Origin of the sequence: Bradyrhizobium ivorense (genome assembly GCF_900696085.1) — a bacterium.
In the GTDB taxonomy this organism is placed as follows: domain Bacteria; phylum Pseudomonadota; class Alphaproteobacteria; order Rhizobiales; family Xanthobacteraceae; genus Bradyrhizobium; species Bradyrhizobium ivorense.
In genome coordinates, this window is sequence record NZ_CAADFC020000019.1 from 1 (window position 1) to 18,892 (window position 18,892).

The window sequence follows — 18,892 nt, forward strand, 5'->3', positions numbered from 1 at the left end:
GCCAGCGCCGCCTGCTGCGCGACGCTCTTCACCGCCACAAAGCGCATCGTCGGCCGGCTCACCGCCTCGCAGATCGCCTCCGCGTCCCGGCCATCGTTCTTGTTGCGCTTCACATAAGGCTTCACATAGGCCGGCGGCATCAGCTTGACTTCGTGGCCGTACTTCCCGATCACCCGTGCCCAATGATGCGCGCTGCCACAGGCCTCCATGCCCACCAGGCACGGCGGCAACTGCGCAAAAAACTTCTCCACGGCGGCCCGCCGAAGTTGCCGCCTCAGCACCACAGCTCCCGCCGCATCAACCCCGTGAACTTGAAACACGTTCTTCGCCAAGTCCAAACCAATCGTGCTAATCTTCGTCATGGACGGTCCCCTTGTCTGGTCGAATCAACATCACCAGTCTGGCACACTGATGCCGTTGGGGGCCGTCCACCCCATCTTTGCGAGCGAAGCGAAGCAATCCATCGATCCGCATATGCGGTCCCATGGATTGCTTCGCTTCGCTCGCAATGACGGGGGAAGCTTGGACGCTCCCCCTCGATACGCCGCTTGTGGTGACCGCTAAACCGTCGCCGGCTTGAGCTGTACCGACTCGCCGCAGCCGCAGGCGGAGACCTGGTTCGGGTTGTTGAACACGAACTGGGCCTGCATCTTGTCGGCCACATAGTCCATCTCGGTGCCGAGCAGGAACAGCACGGCCTTCGGATCGACCAGGATCTTGACGCCCTTGTCCTCCACCACTTCGTCGGTCGGACGGATCTCGTGGGCGTATTCGACGGTGTAGGACTGCCCGGCGCAGCCGCCGTTCTTGATGCCGACGCGCAGGCCGACGATCTCCGAATCGGCGCGGTTGGTCAGCTCGGTGATGCGCTCAGCCGCGGCATCGGTCAGTTTCATGACCTGCGGGCGCGGCCGCTTCGGCTTGGCGGGCGCAGCCTTCTCTGGATTTGATGCAGCGTGTGTCATGTCACTCATGTGGTCAGTCCCAGCGGCAAATCAATTGCCGATCTTTGCTAGAGCCTAAGCCGTGTTCCCTAACGCATCACCACATATTCAGGACGAGGCGCGCCTCGTCCGACATGCGATCCGGCGACCAGGCCGGATCCCACACCAGATTGACGTTGACGACACCGACGCCGGGCACGCTCGCCACCGCGTTCTCGACCATGGTCGGCAGCTCGCCGGCGGCCGGGCAGTTCGGGGTGGTCAGCGTCATCAGGATATCGACCGCGCGATCGTCCTTGAGGTCGACCTTGTAGATCAGGCCGAGCTCGTAGATGTCGGCAGGGATTTCCGGGTCGAACACCGTCTTCAGCGCCGCGACGATCTCGCCGCTCAGACGCTCGGTTTCCTCCGCCGGCAGCGCCGAGGTGGTTTCCATGGTGGCCGGTTTGACTTCGACAGTATCCGTCATGCGAACAATTCCCGCGCCTTGAGCAGCGCCTGTGCCAGATGGTCGACTTCTTCCCTGGTATTATACATCCCGAACGAGGCGCGGCAGGTGGCCGTGACGTTGAACCGCTCTAAAAGCGGCATCACGCAATGGGTGCCGGCGCGCACCGCGATGCCCTGGCGGTCGATCACGGTCGCGACGTCGTGGGCGTGCGCGCCCTTCAGCTCGAACGAAATAATCGGGCCCTTGTTGCGCGCTGTGCCGATCAGCCGCAGCGAGTTGATCTCGCGCAGCCGCTCCTGGGCATAGGTGACGAGCTCGTGCTCATGCGCGGCGATGCGTTCCTTGCCGATCGAGGTGACATAGTCGATCGCGGCGCCGAGCCCGATCGCCTCGACGATCGGCGGCGTGCCGGCCTCGAACTTGTGCGGCGGATCGCCATAGGTAACCCAGTCCTTGGCGACCTCGCGGATCATCTCGCCGCCGCCGTTGAACGGCCGCATCGCCACCAAATGCTCATGCTTGGCATAGAGCGCGCCGATGCCGGTCGGCCCGTAAACCTTGTGGCCGGTGAAGGCATAGAAATCGCAATCGAGGTCCTGCACGTCGACCGGCAGATGCACCGCGCCCTGCGCGCCGTCGACCAGCACCGGAATGCCGCGGGCATGCGCGAGCCGGATCACCTCTTTGACCGGCACCATGGTGCCGAGCGCGTTCGACATCTGCGTAATCGCGACGATCTTGGTGCGCGGCGACAGGAGCTTCTCGAACTCCTCGATCAGGAAATTGCCCTCGTCGTCGACCGGCGCCCATTTCAGCACGGCGCCCTGCCGCTCGCGCAGGAAATGCCACGGCACGATGTTGGAGTGGTGCTCCATGATCGAGAGCACGATCTCGTCGCCCTCGCCGATGTTCACGCCGCCCCAGGACGCCGCCACCAGGTTGATCGCCTCGGTGACGTTGCGGGTGAAGACGATCTCTTCGCTGCGGCGGGCGTTGATGAATTGCGCAACCTTGCCGCGGGCGCCCTCATAGGCCTCGGTCGCGGCATTGGCGAGGTAATGCAGGCCGCGATGCACGTTGGCGTATTCGCTCTTGTAGGCCTCGGTCATGCGGTCGAGCACCGCATTCGGCTTCTGCGCCGAGGCGGCGTTGTCGAGATAGACCAGCGGCTTGCCGTAGACCTGCATGGCGAGCGCCGGAAAATCCTGCCGCACGCGGGCGACGTCGTAGGCGCCGTTCATGACTGCCGGATGCGTGCTCATGCCCTCGCCTCCAGCCAGCGCTGCGCGGCCGCGATCGCGACCTCGCGCAGAGCGTCACTTGCAATGGTTTCGATCGCCTCGCCGACGAAGGCCTGGATCAGCAGCGCCTGGGCTTCCTTCTCCGGCAGGCCGCGGGCGCGCATGTAGAACAAGAGGCTCTGGTCGAGCGCGCCGGTGGTCGCGCCATGGCCGCAGGTGACGTCGTCGGCAAAAATCTCGAGCTCCGGCTTGTTGTCGGCCTCGGCTTCGTCAGACAGCAGCAGCGCCCGGGTCATCATCTTGGCGTCGGTCTTCTGCGCGTCCGGGCGAACGATGATGCGGCCCTGGAACACCGAATGCGCGCGGTCGTCGACGACGGCGCGGAACAGCTCGCGGCTGGCGCAGTTCGGCACCGCGTGGTCCATGAATAGCGTGGTGTCGGCGTGCTGCTTGCCGTTGATCAGATTGACGCCGTTGGTCTCGACCTTGGAGCCCTCGCCGGCGCAGGCCACCGCCAGCTGGTAGCGGCTGACATGACCGCCCGACGTCATCGCGAAGGTATTGAAATGCGCGTGGGCGCCGAGCGAGACGGTCGCCGAGGAGATGTTGAAGGCGTCCACGGCGTCTTCGACGAACCTGACATGATCGAGCCGCGCATTGTCGCCGATCGAGACCACCAGCCCGTCATGCGCCTGGTACGCCTTGGCGCCCTCGGCGGCGAGAAAGCTCTCGACCAGCGTCGCGCCGGCATCGCGGCCGAGCCGCAGCAGCGAACGGGTGAAGATCGCGGCCGGCGCCGTGCCCGACGCGACATGGACGATGTGCAGCGGCTGCGACAGCACCGTGCCGTCGGCGAGCTCGATGACAACGCCGTCGGTCGCCATCGCGCCGTTCAGCGCGACCATCGGATTGGAATTGTCGGAGGCAAAGGCCTGCGCGGCCAGCGCGCCGTCGCCCGTCTCCAGCACCTCGCGCAGCGCACGAATGCCGAGCCCCTTTTCGAGCTTGCCGAGATCGGACAGCTCAGGCGAGAACGCGCCATCGACCAGCACCAGGCGGCGCACGCCCTTGATCGCGCGCAGCTTTGCCGCAGCGGCGGCGCGCTTCAGCGCGGCGGCATCCGGCAGCGGCGCCAGCGGCAGCACCTCGCGCATCAGCGCGCGCAGGTCGGTGTATTTCCAGTCCTCGATCCGGCGATGCGGCAGACCTGATCGTTCATAGGCCTCGAACGCCTGACGGCGCTGGTCGGCGATCTGGCCCTTGCCCGGCAGACGGTCGCGCACCACGGCGAAAGCATCGCCCAGCGCGCGCCCGGTCTCGGTCTTTGCAACTACGTTCATCTCAAACCACCTGTCAGGCAGCGTCCTCGAATTGCGCGTAGCCGGACTCTTCCAGCTCCAGCGCCAGTTCCTTGCCGCCGCTCTTCACGACCCGGCCCTTCGACATCACGTGCACCACGTCGGGCACGATGTAGTTGAGCAGCCGCTGATAGTGCGTGATCACGACCATCGCGCGCTCCGGCGAGCGCAGCGCGTTGACGCCGTCGGCGGCGATCCTGAGCGCGTCGATGTCGAGGCCGGAATCCATCTCGTCGAGGATACAGACGGCCGGCTCGAACAGCGCCATCTGCAGAATCTCGTTGCGCTTCTTCTCGCCGCCGGAGAATCCGACATTGACGCCGCGCTTCAGCATGTCCTGCGGGATGTTGAGCGATTTGGCGACTTCGCGGACCTTCTTCAGGAACGCCGGCGACGAAATCTCTTCCTCGCCGCGTGCCTTGCGCTGGGCGTTGAGCGCGGCATGCAGGAAATTCCAGGTGGTGACGCCGGGGATCTCGACCGGATACTGGAACGCCAGGAACAGGCCCTTGGCGGCGCGCTCGTTCGGCTCCATCTCCAGCACGTCCTCGCCGCGGAACAGGATCTGTCCGCCGGTCACCTCATAGCCCGGCTTGCCGGCGATCACATGAGACAGCGTCGATTTGCCGGAGCCGTTCGGCCCCATGATCGCATGCACCTGGCCCGGGTTCACCGTCAGCGACAGCCCATGGAGGATCTCGCGATCCTCGACACGAACCTTCAGATCCTTCACTTCAAGCAGAGACATCGCATTTTTTCCTGAGCGTCATCCCGAGGCGCGTCATTCGCAACCATGCGGGATGGGGGTTTAGCCAACCGAACCTTCGAGGCTGATCGAGATCAGCTTCTGCGCTTCCACTGCGAACTCCATCGGCAGCTGCTGCAGCACGTCCTTGACGAAACCGTTGACCACGAGGCCGACGGCTTCCTCCTGGCTGAGCCCGCGCTGGACGCAGTAGAACAGCACATCCTCGGAGATCTTCGACGTCGTCGCCTCATGCTCGAACGTCGCCGAGGAATTCTTGGCCTCTACATACGGCACGGTGTGCGCGCCGCATTTGTCGCCGATCAGAAGCGAATCGCAGGCGGTGTAGTTTCGCGCGCCGGTCGCCTTGCGATGGGCGCTGACCAGGCCGCGATAGGTGTTCTGCGATTTGCCGGCGGCGATGCCCTTGGAGATGATGCGGCTCGACGTGTTCTTGCCGAGATGGATCATCTTGGTGCCGCTGTCGACCTGCTGGAAACCGTTCGAGATCGCGATCGAATAGAATTCCCCACTGGAATTATCGCCGCGCAGGATGCAGCTCGGATACTTCCAGGTGATCGCGGAGCCGGTCTCGACCTGGGTCCACGAGATCTTGGAATTCTTGCCGCGGCAGTCGCCACGCTTGGTGACGAAATTGTAGATGCCGCCCTTGCCTTCCGAATTGCCGGGGTACCAGTTCTGCACCGTCGAATACTTGATCTCGGCGTCGTCGAGCGCGACCAGCTCGACCACGGCGGCGTGCAGCTGATTCTCATCGCGCTGCGGCGCGGTGCAGCCTTCGAGATAGGAGACGTAGGAGCCCTTGTCGGCGATGATCAGCGTGCGCTCGAACTGGCCGGTGTTGCGCTCGTTGATGCGGAAGTAGGTCGACAGCTCCATCGGGCAGCGCACGCCCGGCGGCACGTAGACGAACGAGCCGTCGGAGAACACCGCCGAGTTCAGCGTCGCGAAATAGTTGTCCGAGGTCGGCACCACGCTGCCGAGATATTTCTGCACCAGCTCGGGATGCTCGCGGATCGCCTCCGAGATCGGCATGAAGATCACGCCGGCCTTCTTCAGCTCGGCCTTGAAGGTGGTGGCCACCGAAACCGAATCGAACACCGCGTCGACCGCGATCTTGCGGCTCGGCGTCTGTTCGCCGCCCGGAGCCGGCTCGACGCCCTCGAGGATCGCGACCTCGCGCAGCGGAATGCCGAGCTTCTCGTAGGTCTTGAGAATCTCCGGATCGATCTCGTCGATCGAGGTCAGCGCCTTCTTCGGCTTCGGCGCCGCGTAGTAATAGATGTCCTGATAGTCGATCTTCGGATAGTTGACGCGCGCCCAGGTCGGCTCGGTCATGGTCAGCCAGCGGCGGAACGCCTCCAGACGCCATTCCAGCATCCAGGCCGGCTCATCCTTCTTGGCGGAGATGAAGCGGACGGTGTCTTCCGACAGCCCCTTGGGGGCCTTCTCGGACTCGATCTCCGTCTCAAACCCATATCGATACTGGTCGACGTCGATGCGCCGGACGCGCTCGACCGTCTCTTGTACAGCAGGCATTCAATCCTCCGCTCGCGGTTTCAAGGACCGCGGTGGATCTCAGTTCCGAAAGTCTCTTACGATGCTTTGAAGACGAAATCACCCGCTTAGAACAGTTCAAGCTGTGTTTCGTCGCTCTCCCTTAACTAGGGTATCCGCGAGCTTTCGCCAAGCCTTGAGGGCCAAATCCACGTCTGTCTCCGTGGTAGACCAGCCAAGACTGAGCCGCACCGCTCCCTGCGCCAGCTCCGGACGGTATCCCATTGCCGCCAAGACATGCGACGGCTGGACCTTGCCTGATGAGCAGGCGGAACCCGAGGACACTGCGACACCCGCGAGGTCGAATCCGATGACCGCCGTTTCGGCCTTCATCCCCGGCACCGTGAACAGGACGGTATTTGACAACCGCTTGACGCCGTCCGCGTAGACCAGCAGGCCCGGCGTCTCCCTTAAGCCGTGTTCCAGCCGGTCCCGCAGGCCCCGCACCCGGGCCGCATCGGCCTTCAGCCCCGCCATGGCCGCCTTGGCGGCGGCACCGAAGCCGGCAATCCCGGTGACGTTCTCGGTCCCGGCACGGCGCCCGAGCTCCTGGCCGCCGCCACGCAGCCACGCGTCCAGCCCCTCGACGCCCTCGGCGAGCACCAGCGCACCGGCGCCTTTCGGTCCGCCGATCTTGTGCGCGGAGAGCGTCAGAAGGTCGGCCTGGGTCGAGGCGAAATCGAACGGGATCTTTCCGAAAGCCTGGATCGCGTCGACATGCAGCAGACCGCCGGCCGCGTGGACGATCTCGGCCACTTCGGCCACCGGTTGAATGGCACCGGTCTCGTTGTTGGCCAGCATCACCGACACCAGCGCCGGCGGACCGTCGGCCAGCAGCGCGCGCAGATGCGCCAGATCAACCACACCGGCCGGCGTGACGTTGATCGAGCCGATCGCATCGGCCGAAAACCGTCCGCCTGCGAGCACCGAGGCATGCTCGACCGCCGACACCAGGAGCCATTCCGCCGGTCCGTTGACGCCGCGCCTAAGCCCCGGCGTCAGCGCGAGCGCGTTGGCCTCGGTGCCGCCGGACAGAAACACGACGTCCTGCGGCCGGCCGCCAACCGCCTTCGCCACGGCATCGCGGGCGTCCTCGACCAGCCGCCGCGCGGTGCGGCCCTCGTTGTGCACCGATGACGGATTGCCGCTCAGCTCCCACGCCGTCAGCATCGCCGCTTTCGCCTCAGGGCGAAGCGGTGTAGTGGCATTCCAGTCCAGATAAACGCGCCCAGCCATTGCTTACAATATTACCTTTTTAGCAGACACGCGGTTTCCGCTCCGGATCGCCGCTTCTTCGAACGACTTTGCTTCAAGTGGGGATCGCAGCGCCGCGTGCAATCGCATCTCGGCGTGGACTCCGCTTCGGGATGCTCAAGATGCTTGCTTTTTGCCCCACGGCTCATGTTAGAAGCGGGCCACACAAAATTCACCGAAGCGTCGTCCGCGCGCACGCCAGCGATGCCGATCACCCTTTCAATGCGCTGCTTTGTCTGCTGGAGCCGATGAAGCCAGCCCGTGTCCGGCTGATGCGTATGGGTCACTCGAGGGATCAAGCAAGAGATCACGATGCCTGAAGTCATTTTCACCGGCCCTGCTGGCCGCCTCGAGGGCCGTTATCATCCGGCCAAGCAGAAGAACGCGCCGATCGCGATGATCCTGCATCCGCATCCGCAGTTCCACGGCACGATGAATCACCAGATCGTCTACCAGTGCTACTACGCGTTCGCGCATCGCGGCTTCTCCGTGCTGCGCTTCAACTTCCGCGGCGTCGGCCGCAGCCAGGGCTCGTTCGATCACGGCACCGGTGAATTGTCGGATGCGGCGAGCGCGCTTGACTGGGCGCAGGCGATCAATCCGGAAGCGCGCGCCTGCTGGGTCGCCGGCTTCTCGTTCGGCGCCTGGATCGGCATGCAGCTTCTGATGCGCCGGCCGGAGATCGAGGGTTTCATCTCGATCGCGCCGCCGGCCAATCTCTACGACTTTTCGTTCCTGGCGCCCTGCCCGTCATCGGGCCTGATCGTGCATGGCGACAAGGACGCCGTGGTGCCGGCCAAGGACGTCAACACGCTGGTCGAGAAGCTGAAGACCCAGAAGGGCATCGTGATCGACCAGCAGGTCATCCCCGGCGCCAACCACTTCTTCGACGGCAAGCTCGAGCCGCTGATGGAGACGGTGACCGGCTATCTCGACATGCGCCTCGCCAACGTGCGGTAAGGCACAAAGTCCCGTAGCCTTGTAGCCCGGATGAAGCGCAGCGCAATCCGGGATCGCTCCCACCGCGGTGAAAGCTACCCCGGATTGCGCTCCGCTCCATCCGGGCTACGAAGCTCCATCCGGGCTACGGAATCCGCCTATTCCGGCGCGAGCTTCAGCGCGGCGATGCCGGCGAGCACCAGCGCGATCCCCGCTATCTTCATCGGGTTCAGCGCCTCGTTGAACAGCAGCACGCCCATGCTCAGCGTGCCGACTGCGCCGATCCCGGTCCACACCGTGTAGGCGACGCCGACGCCGAGCACCTGCAGCGCGCGGCCGAGCAGGAACACAAACGCGGCGAGCAGCAGCAGCGAGACCAGCGTCCAGCCGAGCCGCGTATAGCCCTCGGCATATTTCATCGAGATCGCCCAGCCGACGTCGAGCAGGCCGGCGACCACGAGCGCAACCCACGCGATCGAGTGCGACATGGCGCGTTACGCGGCGAGCTTCAGCATGTGCGCGCGGTGGTTAACCAGGAACGCGTGCAGCAGTGCGGGATAATCCGGCGACACCGCCCGGCGCACGCTCGGCCGCTGCGCCAGCGCGCTGCGCCATGCGCGCAGTTTTGGCGTATGGGTGAACACGCTGAGCTCGGTCAGCTGATCGAACAGGTCGAAATAGCGGAAGATCGGCGCGAACACCGCGTCCACCAGGCTGAAGCTTTCGCCCGCGAAGTACGGACCGGCACCGAGCGCCGCCTCGACACGCGCGAATTTCGCCGCGACCGCCTGACGCTTGCTCTCGAACAGTGCCGCATCGGTCGCGGTCTCGAGCCCCCAGAGATCGCCGAGGATCGCCGAGCCGAACTCCATCCAGGCGCGGTGCTCGGCGCGCGTCAGCGCGTCCTGCGGATGCAGCTTCGCGCCCGCTTGCGTCTCCTCGATGTACTCGCAGATCACATTGCTCTCGAACAGCGCGACCTCGCTGCCGTCGTCGCGGGTCACGACCAGCACCGGCACCTTGCCGAGCGGCGAGATCTTCAAGAACCAGTCCGGCTTATTGGCGAGATCGATGTCGATCCGCTCGAACGGAACGCCCTTTTCGGCGAGCGCGATCACCGCGCGTTGCACATAGGGGCAGAGCTTGTGGCTGATCAGCTTCAAGGCGGCCATGGAGGATCCTCGCGTTCAATGCATCTGCATCCAATTAAATGCAACTGCATGGAACTGTCAAGGTAGATGCATTTGCATCTAAATCACGGACGCGCGATGATGCCCCCGGTCATCGGGATCGGCACCCCCGTGGTGGCGGGATAGCTCAGCGGCAGGCCCTTCAGGCCGCGGGCCGCCAGGAAGCCGAACGCCTGGGCCTCGATCGCGTCCGACGCCCAGCCGACGCTCTCGGCGGCCTGAACGGTCGCCGGAGCCAGCCGCTCGCGCAGCATTCTGAGCATCGTCAGATTGGAGGCGCCGCCGCCGCAGACGATCCAGCACTTCGGCCGCTTCGGCAGCAGCGGCACGATCCGGGCGATCGCGGCCGCGGTGAACGCGGTCAGCGTCGCGGCGCCGTCGGCCGGCGCCACCGCGCCGAGCTTGAGCGCCGCAAAATCGTTGCGGTCGAGCGATTTCGGCGGCCGCGCCGAGAAGAACGGCAGCTTCAAGGCCTGCGCGATCCAGGTCTCGTCCGGCTTGCCCTGTGCGGCAAAGCGGCCTTCGGTGTCGAATGCCTGATGCATGTGGCGATACATGAAATCGTCGATCAGCGCGTTGCCCGGCCCGGTGTCGCAGGCGATCAGCGTGTCCGCGCCGTCGATATAGGTGATGTTGGAGACGCCGCCGATGTTGACGACGACGATCGGCCCCTCGCGATTGAGCGATTGCGCCAGCGCGCGATGATAGACCGGCACGAACGGCGCGCCCTGCCCGCCGGCCTCGACGTCGGCGGCGCGGAAGTCGTGCATCACGGGGATGTGGATCGTCTTGGCCAGCGCGCCGGCGTCGCCGATCTGCACCGTCAGCCGCCGCTCCGGGCGATGCAGCACGGTCTGGCCGTGGAACCCGACGATGTCGATGTCCTGGCAGGAGATCCGGTGCTGCGCGGTGAAGCTCGCGACCGCCTCGGCATGGGCGATGGTCACCGCCTGCTCGGCATGGCGCAGGATGCCCGGCCGGGCATCGCGCTGCGGCAGATGCACCGCCTCGGTCAGCGCCTGCCGGAGCAGGCTGCGCTCGCCTTCAGTGTAGGGCCGGTAACCGGAGGGTCCGAACGCCTTGATCTGGCGTCCATCGGTTTCGATCAAAGCCACATCGACCCCGTCGAGCGAAGTCCCGCTCATCAGACCGAGTGCCGTCAGCATCATCTTAGGTCGCGCCCCAACCGGGAACCCCCGGCTTGTCTCAAATATCTACATCCTATAATGCCACAGCGCGTCCGGCTGCGGCGGCCTCTGGGTCAAGGTTCCGCAAATAGATGCAAAAACCGTAAAACAAGAATGATCCAGGTCGCAGACACATGACTGCATTTAAATCGGATTTCCTGAACACTTTACAGGAACGCGGCTTTATCCACCAGTGCTCCGATTTCGAGGGCCTCGACGCGCTTGCCGCGCAGGGCCAGGCGACCGCCTATGTCGGCTACGACTGCACCGCCCCGTCGCTGCATATCGGCAACTACCTCACCATGATGATGCTGTACTGGCTGCAGCAGAGCGGCAACAAGCCGATCACGCTGATGGGCGGCGGCACCACCATGGTCGGCGATCCCTCCGGCAAGGACGAGACCCGCGCGCTGCGCACCGTGGCCGAGATCGAGGCCAACAAGGCCTCGATCCGCGGCGTGTTTGCCAAGGTGCTGCGCTATGGCGACGGCCATGCCGACGCCGTCATGCTCGACAATGCCGAGTGGCTGACCAAGCTGAACTGGATCGAGATGCTGCGCGACATCGGCCGGCACTTTTCGGTCAACCGCATGCTGACCATGGACTCGGTGCGGCTGCGGCTCGAGCGCGAGCAGGAGATGAGCTTCATCGAGTTCAACTACATGGTCTGCCAGGCCTACGACTTCGTCGAGCTGTCGCGCCGCGTCGGCTGCCGGCTGCAGATGGGCGGCTCCGACCAGTGGGGCAACATCGTCAACGGCGTCGATCTCGGCCGCCGCATGGGCACGCCGCAGCTGTTCGCGCTGACCACGCCGCTGCTCACCACCGCCTCCGGCGACAAGATGGGCAAGACCGCCAAGGGCGCGGTGTGGCTCAATGCCGACCAGTTCTCGCCCTACGACTTCTGGCAGTACTGGCGCAATGTCGAGGACGCCGACGTCGTCAAGTTCCTAAAACTCTTCACCATCCTGCCGATGAGCGAGATCGCAAAGCTTGCGGCGCTCGGCGGCAGCGAGATCAACGAGGCCAAGAAGGTGCTGGCGACCGAGGCGACCGCGCTGCTGCACGGCCGCGATGCGGCCGTCGAGGCCGCCGAAACCGCGCGCCGCACTTTTGAAGAAGGCGCGCTGGCGGAAACCTTGCCGACGGTGGAAATTCCGCGCGGCGAATTCGACGGCGGACTCGGCGTGCTCGCCGCTTTCGTCAAGGCCGAGCTCGTCGCCTCCAACGGTGAAGCGCGGCGGCAGATCAAGGGCGGCGGCTTGCGTGTCAACGATGCCGCCGTCACCGACGAGAAGATGCAGATAACGTCGGCCAATCTGACGCCGGAGGGTGTGGTGAAACTATCGCTCGGCAAGAAGCGGCACGTTCTGCTCAGGCCCGCATAAGGCGCATTCGCTTTTGTCGGTTGCGGGGGGCGCTGAAAGCGCGCTCCCTGCTAGCGCGATCAGCAAAAGTGGCCTTCCGGTTTTGCGTCCGATCGCGCGCGGAAAGGCGGATGGATCAGCACACGCATCGGGACGACACGCGCACGACGCCGGCGAAATCGGCCGGCGTCGCGCTGAACGTGCTCGCGCTCTGCTTCGTGCTGATGGTGCTCGGCCGCGGCCTCAGCGACAGTTTTAGCGTGTTCCTGAAACCGATCTCGGAAAGTTTTGGCTGGGATCGCGCCGAGGTGGTGTCGGTCTACTCGCTGACCTGGCTCGCCGCCGGATTGACCGCGCCGGTGGTCGGCCGGTTGTTCGACCGCCTCGGACCGCGCGCGGTCTATGCGCTCGGATTGCTGCTGCTCGGCGGCGCCTTCCTGGTCGCAGCGCACGCGCGGCAGCTCTGGCAGTTCCAGCTCAGCGTCGGGCTGTGCGTCGGCTTCGGCGCGGCGCTGATCGGCATCGTGCCGCACTCGATCATGCTCGGCCGCTGGTTCGGGCCGCGGCTGCCGACCGCGATGGCGGTGCTGTACTCGGCGCCCGGCGCCGGCCTCCTGGTGTTGTTGCCGCTGTCGCAAATCCTGATCGATCGCATGGGCTGGCGCGGCGCCTATCAGCTCTATGGCGTCGTCATGCTGTGCCTGCTGCTTCCGCTGGTGTTGCTGCCCTGGCGGCGGTTCGCAGGTGGAGCGCCGCATGTGGTGAAGCCGGCCGAGACCTCGCTCGCCGCCGAAGGTTGGACGCTCGCAAGCGCGATGCGCCACCACGCCTTCTGGGCGCTGTTCTCGACCTTCTTCTTCACCTCGATCGCGATGTTCGGGCTGACGGCGCAGATCGTCGCCTACCTGATCGACGTCGGCTTTCCGCCGTTGCAGGCGGCCACCGCCTGGGGCTTTTCCGGCGTCACGCTGTTCGTCGGCATGCTCGGCGTCTCCACGCTCGACGGCATCATCGGCCGCCGGCCCTCGATCCTGTTCAGCTACGGCGTCTCGATCCTCGGCATCATCCTGCTCTGGCTGCTGCAGTGGTATCCCAACTACTGGCTGCTCACCGGCTTCGTCGTGACCTTCGGCAGCATGATCGGCTCACGCGGCCCGCTGATCACCGCGACCGCGCTGAAGATTTTTCGCGGCGAGCGCGTCGGCACCATCTTCGGCGCGATCTCGATCGGCAGCGGCCTCGGCTCGGCGTTCGGCTCCTGGAGCGGCGGCCTGATCCACGACTGGACCCACAGCTACAATCCGCTGATCGCCTTCGCGCTGGTCAGCGTGGTGCTGGGCATGATCCCGTTTTTGGTGGTGCCGGCGCTTCGGCGCTGACGAGCGCTATCGGCTTCGCCACAGCCCGCGCTGCGCAAAGCAACTAGGGCGCGTCCATTGCTTGCAGCCGAGGGTGCAGTTGTGTCCGCCGGTTGATTTATGTCAAGCTGACGTCCGCGAGAGCGAGAAATCTAGAATCCCGAAGGCGGCCCGTTTTGGGTGGGGAGCAGGAGAGCAAGACTCGAGGTTGGAATACCGACCATTTGCGGTCCAACCCCCGAGCAAAGTCACGCAACCTCGCCATCGACCGGGTCCGGTCCTTCCCGTGCCAACAATCGAGGAGCGTGGCGTCATGACCAGCACGACGGCCGAACTCGCTAGTCACACTCGACGTCAGCTAGGTTTGCCGTTGGTGTTTCCGTCGATCAGGCGAAAGATCGTCGGGATCGCTCTTGGGCTGATTGTCCTGATGGTGATCACGTCCGTGTTGTCGATAGTGATGTCCGCACAAGTAGGGTATCTACTCCAGGAACTGACGGACAAGTACATTCCCGCTTATAGCCACCCGGCGCGAGCTAACATCCGATCACTGGAACGGGCGCTTACGCTGCGCCGAATGGTGATCGCGAGGATGCAGGTCCCTCCGGACGATCAAGGGTATGCCGCACGGCTACGCGCCTTCCAGGATAAAGATAGCGAGATCGAGCAAGAGACGGTGTCCGCACGCAAATTGATCAACGCGATCATAGAAGACACGCGCACGCCGTCGGACAACGCAGGTTTGGCGCGCATCGAAAACCGAATCGAAAATGCGATGACAGAGCTTCGCCAGCACCTCGATCAAGAAGACGCGAAATTATTGGAACACCTCGACGCCAAGGAATTCCCCGAGGCGCGGGCGATCCTGGCGAGGGCGGATGTACTACGCGATCAATTTACCCAGAAAATCGACGCGATCCGGGCTGACATGCGATCACAGGTGTCTTCCAGCATTTCCACCGTCATTCAAAATCAGCAGAAGACAATCACCGTATCAGGCGTTGTCACGGCTCTCGCGGCGATACTTGGCCTCAGCTTAGCACTTCTCGTCGCGAGCGGCATCACGCGGCCAGTGCGGCAATTGTTGGACGGGACACGAGAAATCGAAGCGGGCCGACTCGATCAATTGATCCGCGTCTCCACGAATGATGAAATAGGCCAACTGTCCGCCGCCTTCAATCGGATGGTTGAACAACTTCGCCGAAATGCGCGTATCCGAGAGACTTTCGGTCGATATATCGATCCAAGGATTGCCGAAGGACTGATCGATCGGCCTGATGCGACTGAGGGCCAACGCCGGTTGATGACCGTGATGTTCTGCGACATGAAGGGATTCACCTCGATGAGCGAGGGTATGACCCCTCAGGGCTCGTCAAGGTCATGAACTGCTATCTGACCATGATGTCAGAGCCGGTTCGTGAACATCGAGGCGTGATCGACAAGTATATTGGCGATGCCATCATGGCATATTGGGGTGCCCCCTTCATTGATGAGGGGGACCAGGCGCGGCTCGCATGCCTGGCTGCGGCTGACATGGTTCAGCGAGTGCCTACCTTGCGGCAGGAGTTGCCGGAACTCTTGGGCGTTCGTGTCATCCCCGCCGAGTGCGACATCCGAATAGGTATTGCGACCGGTGAGGTTTTGGCGGGAAGCATCGGCTCGGAGCTGATGATGAGCTTCACCGTAATGGGAGACACCGTGAATCTTGCTTCGCGGCTCGAGGCCGTCAACAAGGTCTATGGATGCCGAATCCTTATCTCCCAAGCAACTGCCGCCGCCCTCGGAAACGCGCTTGAGCTGCGAGAGATCGATTATCTGGCGGTGGTCGGACAAAGCGTCCCACAGGCCGTCTTCGAAGTGATGGCAAAACGTGGAGAACTCACCGAGCAGCAGGAAATGCTGCGATCCCACTATAGAGACGGGCTGGCAGCTTATAGAGACTGCCGCTGGGACAAAGCGGAATCGCACTTCAGGGAAGCCCTGAAGGTCTCTCCGGAAGACGGCCCATCGCTGCTCCTGTTGCAGCGGATCGACCAATTTCGATCTAGCCCGCCTCCCGCAGATTGGGACGGTTCTTGGCAGATGGAGCACAAGTAGCAGCGTCGGCTTTCGATCTGCGGACGATCCAGACGGGCTCTGAGAGAGAAGCCATCCTTGCGACGGAAGCTTGATCCAGATCAATGGATCGGCGTCCAGCCAGCAAAGGCTTCGCGTAAGCCATGGAGGTATGAAGATGGTAAAGCGCCTTCTGCTTGCACTTCTCCTGCTCGCATTTCTGCCGGTCACACGCCCACCGGCATTGGCGGGTCAGGCCGCTGCGTCTCCAAAAATCCAGGAAGAGATTTGGGCCCTACCCTTTCCATTGCCGGTCCTTGCCTATCTGGTCAGGCCCGTCGGTGACGGGCCTTTCCCTTTGGTGATTATGAACCACGGCATTTCTCTCGGTGCTCAAGAGCGGACGATGTTTCCGACGCTCGAGTACCCGGAAGCCGCACGCTGGTTCGCGCGCCGAGGCTATGTAGTCATCTCGCCGATCAGGTACGGAGCCAGCAGCCTCGATGATAAGGACAAGGGACTTTACGGGGCGGTGTTTGCGCACGTCGGCAGCTGTGACAATCCAAATTTCCGTGGGCCCGGATTGGCGATCGCGACCTTAAATGAATGGGTCATTGACTATATGAGCAAGAAGAAGATGGTCCAGCCCGGTAAGGTCGTCGTCGTTGGCCAATCGGGGGGCGGATGGGGATCCATTGCTCTTGCCAGTCTCAATCCTGCGTCAGTCAAGGCGGTGATCACCTTTGCAGCTGGGCGCGGAGGCAGGGTCGATGGCAAGCCAAACAACAATTGCGCGCCCGACAAACTCGTCGCTGCTACAGGCGAATTTGGCCGCACGGCGCGAGTACCGATGTTATGGATATACGCCGAGAACGATAGCTATTTCGGCCCGGCACTTACGAAGCGCATGCATGATGCGTTCGTAGAGGCGGGAGGGAACGCAGAATATAAAATGCTGCCCCCGTTCGGAAGCGACGGCCATTTCATGATCGATTCTCCAGACGCTGTGCCGATATGGTCACCCCTTGTGGCGCAGTTTTTGGAGACCCATTCAGCAACCGGCAGCCCGCCACAGCAGCAAGTCAACAAGCGCGATGACCCAGAGCAGCAGCCCACATTTCAGCCGCCTAAACTGAGTCTGCCTCAGAATATTCATTACTCTAGCTGGCAAAAACTTTGTTTCGATTCATCCGACAAGACTGAAATATGCCGGACCACATCGACCGGCACGGACGATCTAGATCAGGTGATTGTACGGGTAGACCTCATCGAGCGCGCCGATGGTCGGGGTCGCCTACAGCTTTTCGTTCCGCAAGGAGCGAATTTGCAGCAGGGGGTCAATGTGAGGATAGATCAGGGCCGATCAACGCAAATCCCCTTCAATTGGTGCCTCACAAACATCTGCATCGCGGCAGACGCGGTCGATCCTGCGCTCATTGCTGAATTGGAAAACGGACAGAACCTCAAGCTGGAGCTAACCAGTTTCAACTCATCCTCGGTTTCGCTAAATTTGCCGATTAGGCCATTTGGTGAAGTGCGCAAGGCTGCGCCGTCGCAGACCTTTAATTTCGGCCTAAATGCGGAATAAGCGCTATGGCGTGCGGGAGGATCAGAGACTTGCCCGCCAGCAAGGAGGGCGAACATTCCTCCGAAACGAAATCGCAAAGACCCGACCTGCTTCAGCCGCTATCTATCTAACGAGCGCGTCGGCACCATCTTCGGCGCGATCTCGATCGGCAGCGGCCTCGGCTCGGCGTTCGGCTCCTGGAGCGGCGGCCTGATCCATGACTGGACCCACAGCTACAACCCGCTGATCGCCTTCGCGCTGGTCAGCGTGGTGCTCGGCATGATCCCGTTCCTGGTGGTGCCGGCGCTGCGGCGGTGACGAGCGTTATCGGCTTCGTCGCACCCAAGCGACCGTGCGCAACCGTGCCCAAAGTCGCATTGTTTTTGATAGATGGACAAGGCCGGCAATTGGACGTCGGGCCTACATTTCCCGATGCTTTTGCGCCTGTTCGGTTGCTAACGTCTTAGCTTCAACAGCCGTGTCCGGATTGGCGGCTCAAGGGGCAAGTGACGTTCGACGAGATTGGGAAGCTGTGAACGGATTTCTTAAACTAAGCCCGCGCTGCGCAAAACAGCTAGGGCGCGTACCCAAAAATCGGGGATGTCCGCTTTTGACAGGCAATGCGGACACGCCGGCCGACCGCAGGGATGTCGCCTTGTGATCCATAGCTACCGATGCACCGCCTCAACCGTAAGCGCTCAGCCGGGGCCCTATTGAGGCTGGCTTGACGCCTTGCGGAAGCGCCACGGCATGAGGTCGCCGATTCTGCTATGGGGATGGCCGTCGATAATCGCCTCGAGTGTTTCGGCGATGTAGCCGGCCGGATTGACGTCGTTGAGTTTGCAGGTGGCGACGATCGAGGCCAGTAAGGCCCAGTTTTCCGCTCCGATTTCATGTCCGGCGAAGAGAGCGTTTTTCCTGGTCAAACAGATTGGCCGGATGGCGTTCTCGACTGGGTTGGTGTCGAGCTCGAGACGTCCGTCTTCGAGGAAGCGGGTCAGCCCCTGCCAATGATTGAGGGCATAGCGGATGTCCTCCGCGAGCGTCGAACCGCTGGAGATCATCGACAGCTGTTTCTCAAACCACGACTTCAACGCGGCTACCATGGGCAGCGAGTGCTCTTTGCGCGCGGCCAACCGGATGTCCGGCGATGAGCCGCGTACCATGGCTTCAATGGCGTAAAGCTGTGCGATGTGCCGCACGGCGGCCTCGGCGATCGGCGATTTGCTGTTGCGCACCAATTTCACGAAGCGCCGGCGCAAATGGCTCCAGCAATGCACGAGCGTCCAAGGCCCTTGCGGTCGAACGACTTCGGTCAGCCGGTCATAGCCGTCATAGGCATCGCATTGCAGGAAGCGTCCGCCAAAGCCGTCCAGGAACTGCTGCGCGAAGGCACCGCTGCGACCGGGGGCATATCTGAACAACACGATTGGCGGACTTGGACCGCTGTGGCCGCGATCGTCTGAGGCGATCGCCCAGAAGTAGCCTTTCTTCGTTTGGCCGCGCCCCGGATCGAGTACCGGCGCCTTGGTCTCATCCATGAACAGCCGATCCGCCATGGCCAGGTGGCGACGCATGTGGTCCGCGATGGGTTGAAGATGGAAGCAGGCGCGGCCAGCCCAATTGCCCAGTGTAGCCCGATCAAGCCGGATCCCCTG

Annotated in this window: 16 protein-coding genes and 2 pseudogenes; 6 read left to right on the forward strand and 12 right to left on the reverse strand. The window is 63.2% G+C overall.

What is annotated here, in order from left to right; translation table 11 throughout:
- The 8 genes from CI41S_RS26210 to CI41S_RS26245 all read right to left on the reverse strand — a co-directional run.
- On the reverse strand, positions 1–362 hold a 362-nt coding region (locus tag CI41S_RS26210; RefSeq protein WP_139862254.1), incomplete at its 3' end, for an IS110 family transposase.
- A 198-nt stretch (positions 363–560) separates the two neighbouring features.
- Positions 561–974: a HesB/IscA family protein gene (locus tag CI41S_RS26215; RefSeq protein ID WP_139483945.1), complete on the reverse strand. Its 414-nt coding sequence runs from the start codon at positions 972–974 to the stop codon at positions 561–563.
- Between the two features lie 67 nt (positions 975–1,041).
- The gene (locus CI41S_RS26220; protein ID WP_139483946.1) at positions 1,042–1,413 is read right to left on the reverse strand and encodes an SUF system Fe-S cluster assembly protein; all 372 of its coding nucleotides are present in this window, start codon (positions 1,411–1,413) and stop codon (positions 1,042–1,044) included.
- Positions 1,410–2,657 carry a cysteine desulfurase gene (locus CI41S_RS26225; protein WP_139483947.1) on the reverse strand — a complete coding sequence of 416 codons (1,248 nt, stop codon included), beginning with the start codon at positions 2,655–2,657 and terminating at the stop codon, positions 1,410–1,412. Before CI41S_RS26225 ends, CI41S_RS26220 begins: the two co-directional genes overlap by 4 nt.
- A complete protein-coding gene (gene sufD / locus CI41S_RS26230) occupies positions 2,654–3,976 on the reverse strand; it encodes a Fe-S cluster assembly protein SufD (RefSeq protein WP_139862255.1) in 1,323 nt (440 codons plus the stop codon). The genes CI41S_RS26225 and sufD overlap by 4 nt, the downstream gene beginning before the upstream one ends.
- A gap of 13 nt (positions 3,977–3,989) precedes the next feature.
- On the reverse strand, positions 3,990–4,742 hold the full coding sequence (gene sufC / locus CI41S_RS26235; RefSeq protein WP_139862256.1) for a Fe-S cluster assembly ATPase SufC: 753 nt from the start codon (positions 4,740–4,742) through the stop codon (positions 3,990–3,992).
- A gap of 60 nt (positions 4,743–4,802) precedes the next feature.
- A complete protein-coding gene (gene sufB, locus CI41S_RS26240; protein WP_139862257.1) occupies positions 4,803–6,299 on the reverse strand; it encodes a Fe-S cluster assembly protein SufB in 1,497 nt (498 codons plus the stop codon).
- A 96-nt stretch (positions 6,300–6,395) separates the two neighbouring features.
- The gene (locus CI41S_RS26245; RefSeq protein WP_139862258.1) at positions 6,396–7,553 is read right to left on the reverse strand and encodes a cysteine desulfurase family protein; all 1,158 of its coding nucleotides are present in this window, start codon (positions 7,551–7,553) and stop codon (positions 6,396–6,398) included.
- 330 nt (positions 7,554–7,883) lie between these two features.
- On the opposite strand from CI41S_RS26245, the gene CI41S_RS26250 reads away from it, so the two are divergent.
- Positions 7,884–8,531, forward strand: a complete 648-nt coding sequence (locus tag CI41S_RS26250; RefSeq protein ID WP_139483952.1) for an alpha/beta hydrolase — start codon at positions 7,884–7,886, stop codon at positions 8,529–8,531.
- A 137-nt stretch (positions 8,532–8,668) separates the two neighbouring features.
- On the opposite strand, the gene CI41S_RS26255 is transcribed toward CI41S_RS26250, so the two are convergent.
- From CI41S_RS26255 to CI41S_RS26265, 3 genes are all read right to left on the reverse strand, one after another.
- Positions 8,669–8,998: a DMT family transporter gene (locus tag CI41S_RS26255; protein WP_139862259.1), complete on the reverse strand. Its 330-nt coding sequence runs from the start codon at positions 8,996–8,998 to the stop codon at positions 8,669–8,671.
- Positions 8,999–9,004: 6 nt separating this feature from the next.
- Positions 9,005–9,682: a glutathione S-transferase family protein gene (locus CI41S_RS26260; protein WP_139862260.1), complete on the reverse strand. Its 678-nt coding sequence runs from the start codon at positions 9,680–9,682 to the stop codon at positions 9,005–9,007.
- An 83-nt stretch (positions 9,683–9,765) separates the two neighbouring features.
- Positions 9,766–10,869: an anhydro-N-acetylmuramic acid kinase gene (locus tag CI41S_RS26265; protein ID WP_139862261.1), complete on the reverse strand. Its 1,104-nt coding sequence runs from the start codon at positions 10,867–10,869 to the stop codon at positions 9,766–9,768.
- 152 nt (positions 10,870–11,021) lie between these two features.
- Here CI41S_RS26265 and tyrS point away from each other — a divergent pair, with 152 nt between their 5' ends.
- The 5 genes and pseudogenes from tyrS to CI41S_RS44630 all read left to right on the forward strand — a co-directional run.
- On the forward strand, positions 11,022–12,275 hold the full coding sequence (gene tyrS, locus CI41S_RS26270; RefSeq protein ID WP_139862262.1) for a tyrosine--tRNA ligase: 1,254 nt from the start codon (positions 11,022–11,024) through the stop codon (positions 12,273–12,275).
- A gap of 110 nt (positions 12,276–12,385) precedes the next feature.
- A complete protein-coding gene (locus tag CI41S_RS26275; protein WP_139862263.1) occupies positions 12,386–13,633 on the forward strand; it encodes an MFS transporter in 1,248 nt (415 codons plus the stop codon).
- A gap of 343 nt (positions 13,634–13,976) precedes the next feature.
- Positions 13,977–15,709: pseudogene (locus CI41S_RS26280) on the forward strand (adenylate/guanylate cyclase domain-containing protein).
- A gap of 136 nt (positions 15,710–15,845) precedes the next feature.
- A complete protein-coding gene (locus tag CI41S_RS45200; protein ID WP_139862264.1) occupies positions 15,846–17,255 on the forward strand; it encodes an invasion associated locus B family protein in 1,410 nt (469 codons plus the stop codon).
- A gap of 111 nt (positions 17,256–17,366) precedes the next feature.
- Positions 17,367–17,552 (forward strand): annotated as a pseudogene (locus CI41S_RS44630) (MFS transporter); the annotation flags it as partial.
- Positions 17,553–17,944: 392 nt separating this feature from the next.
- Here CI41S_RS44630 and tnpC read toward each other — a convergent pair.
- On the reverse strand, positions 17,945–18,892 hold a 948-nt coding region (tnpC, locus tag CI41S_RS26295; protein WP_139862265.1), incomplete at its 5' end, for an IS66 family transposase.

Bases quoted from the DNA above. Each gene is read 5' to 3' on its own strand.
- CI41S_RS26260 (WP_139862260.1), bottom strand. From the start codon at position 9,682: ATGGCCGCCTTGAAGCTGATCAGCCACAAGCTCTGCCCCTATGTGCAA.
- CI41S_RS26245 (WP_139862258.1), bottom strand. From the start codon at position 7,553: ATGGCTGGGCGCGTTTATCTGGACTGGAATGCCACTACACCGCTTCGC.
- CI41S_RS26265 (WP_139862261.1), bottom strand. From the start codon at position 10,869: ATGATGCTGACGGCACTCGGTCTGATGAGCGGGACTTCGCTCGACGGG.
- CI41S_RS26220 (WP_139483946.1), bottom strand. From the start codon at position 1,413: ATGACGGATACTGTCGAAGTCAAACCGGCCACCATGGAAACCACCTCG.
- sufD (WP_139862255.1), bottom strand. From the start codon at position 3,976: ATGAACGTAGTTGCAAAGACCGAGACCGGGCGCGCGCTGGGCGATGCT.
- CI41S_RS45200 (WP_139862264.1), top strand. From the start codon at position 15,846: ATGGTAAAGCGCCTTCTGCTTGCACTTCTCCTGCTCGCATTTCTGCCG.
- CI41S_RS26275 (WP_139862263.1), top strand. From the start codon at position 12,386: ATGGATCAGCACACGCATCGGGACGACACGCGCACGACGCCGGCGAAA.
- CI41S_RS26215 (WP_139483945.1), bottom strand. From the start codon at position 974: ATGAGTGACATGACACACGCTGCATCAAATCCAGAGAAGGCTGCGCCC.
- CI41S_RS26255 (WP_139862259.1), bottom strand. From the start codon at position 8,998: ATGTCGCACTCGATCGCGTGGGTTGCGCTCGTGGTCGCCGGCCTGCTC.
- tyrS (WP_139862262.1), top strand. From the start codon at position 11,022: ATGACTGCATTTAAATCGGATTTCCTGAACACTTTACAGGAACGCGGC.
- CI41S_RS26225 (WP_139483947.1), bottom strand. From the start codon at position 2,657: ATGAGCACGCATCCGGCAGTCATGAACGGCGCCTACGACGTCGCCCGC.
- sufB (WP_139862257.1), bottom strand. From the start codon at position 6,299: ATGCCTGCTGTACAAGAGACGGTCGAGCGCGTCCGGCGCATCGACGTC.
- sufC (WP_139862256.1), bottom strand. From the start codon at position 4,742: ATGTCTCTGCTTGAAGTGAAGGATCTGAAGGTTCGTGTCGAGGATCGC.
- CI41S_RS26250 (WP_139483952.1), top strand. From the start codon at position 7,884: ATGCCTGAAGTCATTTTCACCGGCCCTGCTGGCCGCCTCGAGGGCCGT.